We start from the raw sequence: 13,173 nt of genomic DNA on the forward strand, positions 1-13,173 counted from the left end.
CCCGACTTATGTCACACTCTCTAATCTCATCTTTGATCTACTCTTGCAGCCAAATTAGTTAATAGCAGCTTGGCAAAACAATCCTTTTATTATAATTTAACTAAGATGCTATAATGTTGAAAAGGAGCGGATTTTACAGATGATTACGATTGGACTAACGACATGGAGCGAACATCAAGCACTTATCAAAGAGCAAAATCGCTCTGTAACGCTTAGAGAATACGCGGCTCATTTTCCCGTTGTTGAAGTAGATACATCCTTTTATGGTATCCCGCAAAAAGCGACAATTTTGAGGTGGCAGCAGCAAGTGCCACCTTCTTTTCAATTTATTATTAAAGCAAATCGTCTCCTAACAGGCCATACTGAGACAGCCCCTACTTTAATGCAGTTAAAAGATCACTTCAAACAATTTACCGCAGCTATCGAGCCCCTAGTTGAGACCCACCAATTAAAGAGTGTCCTGTGTCAGTTTCCGCCCTTTTTCACGGCGAACAAAAAAAATGTTGCTTACCTCCGCTTTTTACGGCAACAACTTGAACAATTGCCATTAGCTTTGGAACTCCGCAACCAGAGCTGGTACACAGCCCAGACCCGAAACTCATTAATATCTTTTTGCCAGCAACAAGCTTACACGCTCGTTGCGGCTGATGAACCAACACAAGAAATCGGTTCAGTCCCGTTTATGCCGGAAGTAACCACTCCCTCTCTTTTGATTCTACGCTTACATGGCAGAAATCAAAAAGGCTGGTTTAATCCGGGAAAAGAGTGGCGCAAACAACGAACGCTTTATCGCTATAATTCAGCAGAATTAACCTTCTTTAAACACCATATTGAAGCTTTGGCTGGAAGAGTCGCGGAAGTCTGTGTTATCTTCAATAACAATTCTGGTCAAGATGCCGCTCCAAATGCACTTGAACTTAAAAGACAACTCGGCATCGAATTTCAAGGACTTGGTCCGCTTCCACCTGAACAAACTGAACTTTTCTAGACAGCACAAAAGCTTGAAGCTGTCATAATTTTTGCCCGCGGTCACAAAAGAGGCGCTTAAACTAAAAAAAAAGACACACAAAAACAGCCCAGCAAGATAAATTCCTTTCACTAACAAGCTACTTAAACTCTATCTTTTTTGATCTAACCAATCTAACCATCGACTTTTTTGTTTCCGCTAAAATCGACAACTCTATCAATTATCTCACTGGACTGCTGAAGAATAAGGGATTGCCAAACTCTAACCTCTTTTCTAACTGCCTTGCGACAGCTCTTTTTGTTCGACCAATCTGCAAGCAGATCGCCGAACCTTCGATTATAGCGTTTGCTATAACCCCTTACACTCTGTATTATACACATATTTCAAAATAATGCAAGCGCTTACTAAAATTAATTATTTTCTTCACGCTCAACTAGCCACTTCATTTTTCCAACTTGGCAACCTCATTTAAAGTATTTATCCCTGCCTTCAGATATGTTATCTTATGAAATAGAGTGTTGAGAGTGGGACAAAAGGAGTTTAGTTGGCGAACATTAACAGCGTAAGGCAGCTAATTTTGGGCTGGAATTGTCTGCCTTACGAGGTTAAGTGCAGCCAACTGCCTTTTAGTCCACGTTTCAGCACTAGCTGTTTGGAAACCAAAAAAAGTTCGCGACTTTTGTCCCAAACTCGCCTTTGGAATGTGAAGAAGAAAGGAAGAGAAAGCATGGCTTCAAATAATGAACTAGAAAATCGTTTAGATCAGGGAATTTACGGAACTCCCCAACTAAAACCAGATGAACAACGCCACTATCTCGGTACCTTCCGTGAACGTGTTGCACTAACTCTTGATTTCGAAGAAGTTAAAAATTTTGATTACTTAGAAAGAGTGCGCAAAGAACTTATGCAACACCCCGAATATCAGCTACTAATCAATGGGGATGTTCCGGCCAGTTCCTTTTCCGCATTAATTCGGATTTCGAGGCAAACTAATACCAAATTCGAAACAGTTGCCAACAGCACCAGTTCCGCTCAAACAGAACTTGCTGCCGTAATTGCCAGCCCAGATACTGCCTTGAATATCGAATATGTTGATGTTGCACACAAATGAACCTTTAGGCCTCAGCACAAACACCCCCTAAAATTTCAATAGAACAAAATTTTGAGTACCCACCGCTAATTATTCTTTCCTGCCCAAAGGCATGTTCATAATTAGCGGCAGGTACTCAGTTTTGTTATGCTCCTGCAGTTAAATACCAAGAAAAACTCCCAACTACAGCTCTCAAACTTTGATTATTAGTTAAATAAACTGTATCTTCTTCTTTCGCTTAGCCACAAATAAAGTCGCACAGAAAAAGAAAATAACAAATACTGCCAAAATCGCTAAGTTCATTAAAATAAGCTGGGGTTCCTTTAATTTTTGGACACTTGAGATCGTTTCGACAACCCAATACTGTGGCATAAATTTTGCAAGCTGCTGCATAAAAGTTGGCATCACTGACAATGGAATAACCGTGCCAGATAATAACGAAGTCAATGTATATAATAATGTCTGTAACGCGTCTCCAGTTCCTTTTCGATTAACCGCCAGCCCAATCAACAGCGAGACAATAACGGCCATTAAAGCAAAAAGTTCTAAAATCCCGAAAAGCTTTAAATATGAAATTCCTGCATTGATCATAAAAAAATACTTCATTAACATCATCGTTAATCCAGTTTCAAATGTTCCAATGAAAAATGCTGTTACAGCAGTCCCCCAAAGATATTCATTTTGTGTTAGCGGAGTAGTTAATAGACGGTCATAGACATGATTTATACGTTCATCTTGAATTACGTCGCCAGCAAAACTTGTAATGCTATAGAGCATCATCATCATTAAAAAACCAATAATTTGAGTCGTTAACATATTTTTATTGGCTTGACTGTTAGTGTCACGCTGATCTATCGTTATCCGCTTGGTATACAATGTGCGCATATTTCTTTGAAACACCCTGTCTTTAAGGCTCGCGCGTTGCAATCTGACTACATTCGCGATCGCTGTAGCAACTAATGTTTTACTTTGTTTCTCCAGCAATTTTCCCTGCAGACTTCTAATTGAAATATTAGTTGGTCGCAATTTTCGTAGTCCTTCATTACTTCCCTTTTTTAGATAAACAACCGTATTAACATCATTATTTATTAAACCATCAGTGGCAGCTCTGCTTGAAGAATAGCTTTTTAATTTTACATTTCCGCTCAAAAAAAACTCAAGTGCTTTGGTGTAAGTTCCTCGATCGTGATTGACTACCCCAAATGAAACATTGTCCGTATAAGCAGCAGAATCTTGGTAGCTGGAAAAATAAATAAAAATTGAGATAAATGGAATAGCTACCACAAAAAATAGTCTAATAGGATGTTTTTCCCATAACAACATTCTTAATCTGAGTACCCACAGAAAATTTTTCATGCGACGCCCCCTCTTCTACGACTGAATGCTACACATACTATTACCAACAGGCTTGAAAGTAACAGTAGTATTCCAGGAACCCAAGCAATAGTTGTTACTTGTTTAGCGTACACTGCCTCACGCACAGCAATTAGGACCCATCCTGCAGGTGAAAACATTGCCTGATTATGTGACACAGGAAAGTATGCCCCCCCAAAGAAAAGAAAAAGCTGCATTACTATACTCGTAATTGTGGTAACTCCGCGTGCACCCTTAGCCAAAATATCGATTGCAATTCCCAGTAACATAGCAAACATGATTAAGCTCAAAAAAGTCACAAAAATCAAAATCACATTTGAACCCCAATTCACTGCAAAAAATTTGCTGACCACAAACATTAATAAAAGTAATGAACAGGCACGCAGTATAAATGAACCTAAAAAATTACTAATTATAATCTGAAATTTAGGCACAGGCGCAATATACATTCGGGCTAACGTTCTTCTTTGACGCTCCATGGAAAATAAACGAGCACCAATGATCATCGTGATCAAACAGCTCATTGTGATCATTGAAATTGCATAGTACTGAAAAGCACTTGGCTGTTTAACTCCATTATTTTTTTCAACTTTGACCTGTTTGGTGTAGTCTGGAACTTTATCATTTAATTGTGCGGTAGCAGTCCCGCTTTGTGCCAGAGTCGCACTAATAGCATATTCTTTTGCAAACCCTTGGAAATGTGCAGCAAGGATACTGCTTTGCAACACATCTGGGTTATGCGTATAAACAATGATTCGCCCGTTATCAATAATCGCTGCCGCCGTCTTAGAACCACGTTGAACTTTCTTTAATGCGACTTCTTTATTCGAAATTTGTTTAAATGTAATATAACGTGAGCCCGCATTCTGAGCAAAGTTGGCAAAAGCAGCTGCAAGCGGCTGTTGTTTTTCAGGTAGCTGATAGATCACCGTAACCTTTTCAGTCTTTAGCACAGTTTTATTGAAGACATTAGTCAAAACATTTCCTAAAACCATGATCATTGCCAACGGAAACAGGATTAACCAAATATAAGTTCCAAAAGTGCGCAACTCAACGAGCAACTGCTTTTTTATAATCCCCCAATTCATCACATCACCTACTTTGCATCCCTAAGCTTACGTCCGGTCAACATTAAGAAAACAGTTTCTAAGTTGATTTTATCCTGGTCAACTGCCTTAACAGCAACTTCAGCAGCAATCAGTATTTTCAAAACATCATCTAAAGGATTTTTTTCAGCATTAGCGATAATATGTAATATCTGCCCCTCTAACTGGACCTGTTGGACTCCGTTAAGCGCTCGAAGTTTTTGCAGCTCTACTTTTTCTGGATAAAGAACCTCAATACTGAAATTTTGAGTATTCGTAACTAAGTTGATTAGCTCCGCTTCACTCCCGCATGCAATCAGCTTACCATGATCAATAATCGCGATTTTGTTGCTGATACGTTCGACCTCTTCCATGTAATGGGTTGAATAAATAATTGTGATTCCTTTCTTATTCAGTGTTTCTATAACCCCCAAAATAAAATTGCGTGATTGCGGATCAATTCCGACGGTTGGTTCATCCATAATAATTAGCTCCGGTTCATGCACAAGCGCACAAGCAATGTTCAGTCTGCGTTTCATTCCACCCGAAAAATTCTCCGCCTTCTCCTTTGCATTTTTTTCAAGTGCCACATAACGCAATGCCCGCAAACTTGCCGCTTTTAACATTTTTCCCCTTAAACCGTACAATCCCCCAAAAAAAGCAACGTTTTCGAAAGCTGTTAAGTCCTCATAAATTGCGATCTCTTGCGGAATCATGCCGATCTTACTGCGAATTCGATTACTTTTATGCCGTGCACTTTCCCCAAAAAGTGTGATCGTGCCGCTTGTAATCCCGATTAAGTCCATCATCATGTTGATTGTAGTTGACTTGCCTGCTCCATTCGGACCTAAAAAGCCGATAATATCACCCTTTTCAACTGTCAACGATAAATTATCAACTGCAATTTTACCACCCGGAAATTTTTTAGTTAGTTCCTTAAGCTCAACAATTTTTGTCATTCTTCCTCCTCTTTTCTTTACACAACCCCTAGATCCGCTATCAAAGGCGCACACCAGTGCAATTTGCTAATGAATATTTATGAGTATTCTCACACTTTTAGCCTATTTGGCATAAATTCTGCTGCAATATCTATTATAGGTTGCCCATTTACTTGCTCCCAAAACTCCTTTAAACTGCACTTAGCAAAATTGCTTTTCCAGCTTTGCAGTCAAAGTGGGTGTTATAAAAGGTTTTACATTTGCGACCTGTAATTGCTGGTCAGAAAAAACTGGGATACCTTGTTGTTGTAAAGATTGTGCGAAAACTCCCATCCCATCTTTTTTCTTTCCATCAAAATTTCCAGTGTATACTTTATCCACACCACATGTCGGACTTCCATCTTTCAAAAAAGCCACTTGAATATCATTTTCAGCTACAATCTTCATCCCTAGCTCCACCCCATGTACAAATTGTGACGTAACATCCCTGCCATTTTCTTCAAGTACTCGCACTTTTTCTACTTGGTTTAAGATATCTGCGGCTGTGCCACCATTTATTTCTGCTGATGCCCTTGGAATACTAAAACCTGCAAGAATTTCAGGACACATTGTAATTGCTTGCCCGTTGAGCAGCAGCCATTTTGCCAGATCATTTTGAGCATTGGTTCCATTATAGCGAACATTAAAACCTGCAAGACAGGCACTTAATAAAATCATTTTTTCTCCTCGTTTGTTTCCCCATTAGTTTATATTCTCTTATTAGCATAATAACGTAAAAAAAAGCTGAATGCGATAGTAATAAAAGCTCTTTAAGACAGTAAAGCCATCAAAGACTACCCGCAATTAACATTTAGCATCATTTGGCCTACGCCAACTAAAAAAGATAAAGCAATCAAACTTGCTTACTAACGCTAAATTATGAAGTCATCCGTACTTTGCGCTGACTAATTTGCAGTTCAGTTAGCCGGAGCCTTTTGACTTATGAAACTCGTTATCTGGAATAAATAAAGCGGCCGCGTCAAAATTTAACTTTTGACCCAGCCGCTCGCTAATACTATTTTTCAATCTGAATTAGTCGCCGACAAAACAAACAACTCTTTCTATAAATGTATACGCCCTTTTAAGCTTACTATTTTAAATTTGTTCAGTAATTATATTATCATTATTGCTTAGCGGATTTTTTCCTCATTCAACGTCATTGCATTAAGTGCAACAATAATAGTACTAAGTGACATTACAATCGCACCTACCATTGGATCTAAGACGATTCCCCAATGTGCCAAGATTCCGGCTGCCAGCGGAAGAGCAACAATATTATAACCACTCGCCCACCACAAATTTTGTGTCATTTTCCGGATTGTTAAGCGGGCAATTTGCAGAAGTTTAACAATGTCATTTGGGTTAGATTCAACTAACACAACATCTGCAGAGTCAACCGCGACATCTGTCCCCGAACCAATTGCAACTCCGATGTCAGCCCGTGCCAAGCTGGGAGCATCATTAACACCGTCGCCAACAAACAATACCTTACCTTTTTCTTGATAAAGTTGCACTTGCTTTTCTTTATCTTCAGGTAGTAATTGTGCTTTAAAAGCTCTAATCCCCAGTTGGTTAGCGACCTTTTCGGCTGTAGCCTGATTATCACCTGTTAACATAACAGGCGTCAATCCCTGATCCAAAAGCTGCTGCACCATCTTTTTTGCCTGTGGTTTGATGCGATCCCCTTGAGCAACCATCCCAATCAAATGCTCACCTTGCAATAAGAAACTAATAGTATTTCCAGCTGCTGCTAGTTTTTCTGTAACCGCACGTGGAAATTTAAGCTGTTGTTTTTCTACATATCCTAAAGAAACAATTGCATAGTCAGTACCTGCAATTTTCCCACTCAAACCAACACCTGTCTGCTGCTGAATTGCAGTTGGCTTTTCAAAAGTAAGTTTTTTGTCCTTAGCCGCTTTTAATATCCCTGTAGCTAGTGGATGCGTTGACTGGCTTTCTAAACTAGCAAAAAGCTGTAAGATTTGTTTTTCATCATAATCAGCTACCAATGTTTTGATTGCATTAACTTTAAAAATCCCTTCAGTCAGCGTCCCCGTCTTATCCATCAAAACATAGCGTACCCTTTTCACTTGTTCTAAAGCACTGCGATTTCTAATCAGTAAACCATTTGCAGCAGCAATTGATGTACTGCGTGCAGCCACCAGTGGAATTGCCAAGCCTAGTGCGTGTGGACAGGCAATAATAAACACCGTCACCGCAGTTGAAAGTGCAAATGCCAGGCTATCCAGGCTGAGCCAGGCAATAAAGGAAATGATTCCAATACTTAACGCTGCATAAAAGAGATATCCTGCAACCTTATCAGCCATAGTCTCAGTTTGTGACTTGTTTTGCTGTGCAGCTTGAACCAGTTTTACCACCTTGGCGAGATAACCTGTTTCACCAGTCCCTGTAACTCTCAAATTAAAAGTTCCATTACCATTGAGTGTCCCGCCAATTACCTGATCTCCTTGCTTTTTAGCAACCGCACTGGCTTCTCCCGTTACTAACGACTCATTTAAACTGCTTTGACCACTAATGATTATTCCATCAGCCGGAACTTGTTCACCAGCACGAACTTGTAATTCTTGTTCTTTTTTAAGTTCTGTTACCGGCACGTCTACCACTGCGCCAGTCTGCTTAACTAAGTGAGCTGAATTTGGTAGTAACTTCGCCAACTGATCAACTGCCGAGCCAGCATTCATCACCGCATTCATTTCAATCCAGTGTCCTAGCAACATAATGACAATTAAAGTCGCCAGTTCCCAGAAAAAGTCCATTACATGCGGCATCGCACCCAAAATATTATTCGCAATTACTGCATAAACACTGTAAATATAAGCCACTGAAATTCCAAGTGTAATCAAGGTCATCATCGCAGGTTTCTTCTCTGCCAATTCACCCTTAGCACCGTTAAAGAATGGTTTTCCACCATAAAAGAAAAGGATTGTGCCTAACAACGCCACGATCCAATCCGACCCAGCAAATGTAATTTGAAAGGGTAATTTAACCCCCATCATAGGTGACATTATAATGACTGGAATTGTGAGTATCAACGAAACCCAGAATTTTTGTTTTAAATTCCCCATATGCATCATATGCCCACCATGCATCATCTGATCATGATTCATGTGTGCATGATCCATCTGTCCATGATCCATCTGTCCATGATTCATGTGTCCGTGATCCATCTGTCCATGATTCATGTGTTCGTGATTCATCTGTTCGTGATCCATGTGTCCATGATCCTTTTGTCCGTGATTCATGTGCAGCTTGCAGTCGTGTTCAGTCTGCAGTGAGCCATGACAACATTCCTTTTCAGATGCTTTTTTGGCAGCATGCGCTTCACACATCATACACTGTTGTCTTTCAGTATCTTCATTTTTTTTATAAGCCATTTTTATTGCTCCCCTTCACAGCAGTGCTCACGTGGTAAACAATTACACGCAATTTCACTTGGTGCTGTTTTTCTTTTTGCTTGCAACATTTGCATAAGATCATCGATGTCATTTTTGCTCAAAGTTAATTCCTTGATATCTGCAAGCAAAGCTTTACCCACCTTCATCGCACACATATCTTGAAAAAGTGCTAGGGAAGTTTGACTCATTGCAAACATCTCCGTTACTAACGGTTGATAGACAAACTGGCGCCCATCTTTACGTGTAGCCAGCATTTTTTTGGCTACTAACCGGCTTAACAAAGTCTTGACAGTGGAGACTGACCACTGCCTTTTTTGCTGCATAATCTCGACTAACTGATGACTTGTTACATTTTTCAATGTCCAAATGACACGCATAACTTCCCACTCGGAACCTGAAATTGCTGATACTTTTCCACTCTCCATTTTATCCTCCATTAAATCTACAGTTGTAGATTATATGCTGTAAATAAAACCATTTATCTGCAACTTTACTCAAGTTAATCTACAGTAACAAATAAATGGTATTTCAAACTATAACCACTTTTAACTTATAAGTTCATTATAGCCTGATCGTCGACAACTGTAAACACAAAAAACTTACTTTTATCTATCTTGTCCGATTTTGCCCCCCGCCTCGCGGAAAGTTTTCTCTTAATATATATTGTCCAATCAATGACACAATTTGCTTATTTTGCGGCAAATCCGAATGGGCTGTATTAGCACCTGTAACGGTTATCTCAGTAAAGCTTTTAATTTCACCTTGGAAAATATACTTTGCAAAATTTACGCTGTTGTAAGGTACCGTTCCATCGCTCGTATAATTTTCAGTCCCCGCAACAGAATACATCGTTAACGATTCGGGTAACCCTTCACGATAATCGTAGAGTTCCTTAAAAATTGCAGTTTTATAACTTGTACTTGTTGAGGTCCCATTGTAAGGAGTTGCGATTGTCATGAATTTATCAACTCTGACTGAAGGTGTTTGTTGTAGATAACGCTCAAAAAATAGCGATAAAATTAGTCCTCCATTGGAATGGCCTAAAGCAGAAAAATGATTAAAATGGTACGTGCTGACAAGTTGTTTGAAGGCCAGATTCAGCCACAACGCTTGCTTGTCGATATTTTCTTTGCCATCTTTGTTATTCTCAAAACTGACAACAATGAACGGCTGATTATCGTTGTGCCGCACCACTCCACTGGTAGTTATTTTTCCATCCGTCTTAACCACGACCTTCAAAACACTATGATGATCAGGTGCTTCTTGTCCTAGTTCCGCAATTAAGCTATCAAATCTATTTTGAGTCGCACTTGAGCCGGGAACCATTATTATAGGTGCCATTTGTGTTTTTCCGGCATTTCGCAACCGTGTAATATTACTACGATTCCATTTATAGGCCGGTATGCAGACCGCCAGCAATAAAATACTAACTAGCAACCAGCGCAGCAGTTTACTTTTCATGTGCTGCACTCCTTTCTCTTAGTTCCTGAATGCGATTATTTAACAAAATAAAGGGAAGGTAAATCAACGTCCCAACCGCAACGTTAAGCACACTAACTAACAAAGCCTGCCATGTTCCTCCTGTACCAAGCCATCCGACCATAAAACCTGGTGCAGTGCTGCTGACAGGATACACAGTCGGTGGCATAAAATTAAATTTGAGTGCAATCCAAGTAATTAAGATGCTTGCCACAGGTGACAGCAAAAAGGGAATGACTAGCAACGGATTATAAAGAACCGGTAACCCAATCAGCAGTGACTGGCTAACATTAAAGATACTTGGGACTAGGCTGGTCTTGGCTGCTAACTGAAAGTTTGGATTGCGTGAACGCCACAGAATCGCTATTAGCAAAGATAATGCCATTCCAGGACCACCAATGTTAGCAAAGCTATCAAAAAGGGTATGAATTGTAATTGGATTAGGCGCCCCCCATGGTGAACCATGTTGGATAGCATACTCTAAATTTTGAACTGTGCTCCCTGAATTACTACCGCTAAAGTCAAATGAACCGATAATCCCCAAAAACCAAAAACCATTATTTAAAATCGCGGCTAAAATTGCAGCCAGTAAAATCCATTCGTAATTGCTAAATGAAAGCTGATAAAGACTTGATACCAAGCCATTAACCCCAGTTCTGCTGAAAAAACTGACGAGATAACTGAAAAGTCCAAAAAATAAGAGCGTTACGGCAATCGGCAAAACATTATAACGTGCCCACACCGTTAATTGCGTATTTAAATTTGGATCACGCTCTTTCATATGTTTCCCCAACCGATTAAAAAACCAACCAGTCACAAGACCAACAATCAGTGCTAAAAAACAGCCGCTATAACTCAGATTGTTTTCTAAGAATTTGCCAACCTGCTGCCGTCCTGTATGTGCTAAAAAGCTGCCATTAAAATTCATGATCATAAAAGCAAAGACAGCCGTCAGACTTGCTGCCAGATTATAGCGCGTTGACGTGCGCGTCGCAAGATTTGCAGCTAAGAAGACAACCGCAATTGCAACTACTCCATTAATACTTAGATCTAAAAGAGTCAAATATTTGGCAACAATTTTAAATCCTGGCAGCCAATGGCTAATATGATAAATACTATTGAGAAAACCATTCTTTTGAAAAATAGCTTGGCTCAAAAAATCCACGTACGTCCCTACTAATACGAATGGAAATAATAACGTGAGGGTTTCTCGGATTACGCGGAGATAGACTTGATGTTCCGCAAAATCATTAATCTTGATTAAATACCTTGTTAAACGTTCTGTCATTGCAAACCTTCCTTAATGTTTGTAGCAATCAAGATTGCTTCGTGCTTGTTTTCTAAAATAAAAAAGGACTCTCATAGCCCATTTTAGCTGTATTACGTTGTAAACGAGCAACTATCAATCCAGTTTTATTTTAACATCTTATTGCACAAAAAGGGGAACTAGATCCAGTATTCGACTATCCTGATTAACCCTTAAAAAAACAAGTCCCCAAAATAGTAAAATTTGCACTTTAAAAACCATGAGTGCTCTCTTGGTACAAGTTGACCTACTCCAGTAACCTACTTTTGCAGTAACTAAATTAACGCATTTCTAGGCAAAATTAAAGAGGCCCGCCAAGACCAAATTCATTGCCTTGGCTGCAGCCTCTTCAAGCTTTTTTCTGCCGGCTATGTTCCATTCACCCAGATCTACTAGACCTTCTTGCAACCAGCCTGGGTAACATGCTTAATTCGTTGCCTCTTTCTCGGATTCTGGATACTTAAAGCAACGCAGCAGCTGATTATTTCCTCTTTACACTACATACACAACTTATTTATGTTAACCTTTCTATGGATATAATGCTTTAAGGTGCTGCACATCAGTCTCTTGAATTCCATACTCTGACCCTTGTGACTGCATTACAGAAGTTTCTGCGTCATCATGTGAAAGCCCCATTGCATGTCCCAATTCATGTTCCGCAGTATTTACCTTGCGCTGCATTGAATAATTGTCAAGGTAATACATATTTAACTTTGCGGTAGCATGGATCAGCGTTTGACTGCCATTTAGACCACTAAAGAGTGTTTTAGTTTCAGTTACCCCTGCCATGGAGGTATTACTCTGGTTTTCAACAGTTAAAACAATCTCTGCCTTATTTTTATCTGTCGTTGTGACTAACTTGAAGACCTTGTACTTATTCCAATTAGTGATAGCCGCTTGCCAAGCTTCACGGTATTGGGCGGATACATTATTTGGAATCTCCAAGTACACAGTCGCTGTTTTTTTCGACCAGACCGCCTGCGCTGTCTTTTGTGCGCTCTTAGTTGCAGCAGAGGTTGTCGCTGAAGAGGTCTCAGCAGACGACGCTGAACTGCTTTGGGATGTGTCATTCCACCTCGTTGACTCCGAACTCGAATCAGCGGTCGTTGTGCTTTGTGACGCTGGTTGTTGAGTGGCAGTCTGCACCGAACTTTGCAGCAAAGTTGAAACCTGTTTGATCCTTGCAAAAGTCCACTCCTTACCCAGTGCCACATATTCAGGATTCTTGACCAGCATGACAACGGCAATTCCTAACAGTAACAGTTTTGTGAATCTAAAAAACTTCATCTTTCCACCTCTACTTTTGACCCAGGCTGTGATTAAATTGTACCCGATTTTAACTCTCAAAAAGTAAAAATTGTCTTAAGAATGCGGCTAATTTTAAATATCAATGGGGCTGTGACAAAAGTTAACTTTTGTCACAGCCCCAAGTTTATTCCGGATAAACGTGTTCCATAAGTCAAAATTCTCCGTCTAACT

Annotated in this window: 11 protein-coding genes; 2 read left to right on the forward strand and 9 right to left on the reverse strand. The window is 39.8% G+C overall.

Annotation, left to right across the window (positions count from 1 at the left end; all coding sequences use genetic code 11):
• Positions 1-139: 139 nt before the first annotated feature.
• Positions 140-988 (forward strand): DUF72 domain-containing protein, encoded by an 849-nt coding sequence (locus tag FD50_RS09880; RefSeq protein ID WP_056961389.1) that lies wholly within the window; start codon positions 140-142, stop codon positions 986-988.
• Positions 989-1,694: 706 nt separating this feature from the next.
• Positions 1,695-2,078 (forward strand): YueI family protein, encoded by a 384-nt coding sequence (locus FD50_RS09885; protein ID WP_056961391.1) that lies wholly within the window; start codon positions 1,695-1,697, stop codon positions 2,076-2,078.
• Between the two features lie 189 nt (positions 2,079-2,267).
• On the opposite strand, the gene FD50_RS09890 is transcribed toward FD50_RS09885, so the two are convergent.
• The 9 genes from FD50_RS09890 to FD50_RS09930 all read right to left on the reverse strand — a co-directional run bounded on the left by FD50_RS09890 (position 2,268) and on the right by FD50_RS09930 (position 12,981).
• Positions 2,268-3,413 (reverse strand): ABC transporter permease, encoded by a 1,146-nt coding sequence (locus tag FD50_RS09890; RefSeq protein ID WP_056961393.1) that lies wholly within the window; start codon positions 3,411-3,413, stop codon positions 2,268-2,270.
• A complete protein-coding gene (locus tag FD50_RS09895; protein ID WP_056961395.1) occupies positions 3,410-4,519 on the reverse strand; it encodes an ABC transporter permease in 1,110 nt (369 codons plus the stop codon). The genes FD50_RS09890 and FD50_RS09895 overlap by 4 nt, the downstream gene beginning before the upstream one ends.
• An 8-nt stretch (positions 4,520-4,527) precedes the next feature.
• On the reverse strand, positions 4,528-5,475 hold the full coding sequence (locus tag FD50_RS09900; protein WP_056961397.1) for an ABC transporter ATP-binding protein: 948 nt from the start codon (positions 5,473-5,475) through the stop codon (positions 4,528-4,530).
• 180 nt (positions 5,476-5,655) lie between these two features.
• Complete coding sequence (locus FD50_RS09905; protein ID WP_054758003.1) at positions 5,656-6,171, reverse strand: 2-thiouracil desulfurase family protein; 516 nt, start codon at positions 6,169-6,171, stop codon at positions 5,656-5,658.
• Between the two features lie 452 nt (positions 6,172-6,623).
• Complete coding sequence (locus FD50_RS09910; protein WP_420806272.1) at positions 6,624-8,843, reverse strand: heavy metal translocating P-type ATPase; 2,220 nt, start codon at positions 8,841-8,843, stop codon at positions 6,624-6,626.
• A 47-nt stretch (positions 8,844-8,890) separates the two neighbouring features.
• Positions 8,891-9,334 carry a CopY/TcrY family copper transport repressor gene (locus FD50_RS09915; RefSeq protein WP_054758002.1) on the reverse strand — a complete coding sequence of 148 codons (444 nt, stop codon included), beginning with the start codon at positions 9,332-9,334 and terminating at the stop codon, positions 8,891-8,893.
• A 184-nt stretch (positions 9,335-9,518) separates the two neighbouring features.
• Positions 9,519-10,370, reverse strand: a complete 852-nt coding sequence (locus tag FD50_RS09920; protein ID WP_056961399.1) for an alpha/beta hydrolase — start codon at positions 10,368-10,370, stop codon at positions 9,519-9,521.
• Positions 10,360-11,676 (reverse strand): PTS transporter subunit EIIC, encoded by a 1,317-nt coding sequence (locus FD50_RS09925; protein WP_056961402.1) that lies wholly within the window; start codon positions 11,674-11,676, stop codon positions 10,360-10,362. Before FD50_RS09925 ends, FD50_RS09920 begins: the two co-directional genes overlap by 11 nt.
• A gap of 546 nt (positions 11,677-12,222) precedes the next feature.
• A complete protein-coding gene (locus FD50_RS09930) occupies positions 12,223-12,981 on the reverse strand; it encodes a M57 family metalloprotease (protein ID WP_054758000.1) in 759 nt (252 codons plus the stop codon).
• Positions 12,982-13,173 lie beyond the last annotated feature (192 nt).

The sequence above is a fragment of the Liquorilactobacillus satsumensis DSM 16230 = JCM 12392 genome (assembly GCF_001435195.1).
GTDB classification, from domain to species: Bacteria; Bacillota; Bacilli; order Lactobacillales; family Lactobacillaceae; genus Liquorilactobacillus; species Liquorilactobacillus satsumensis.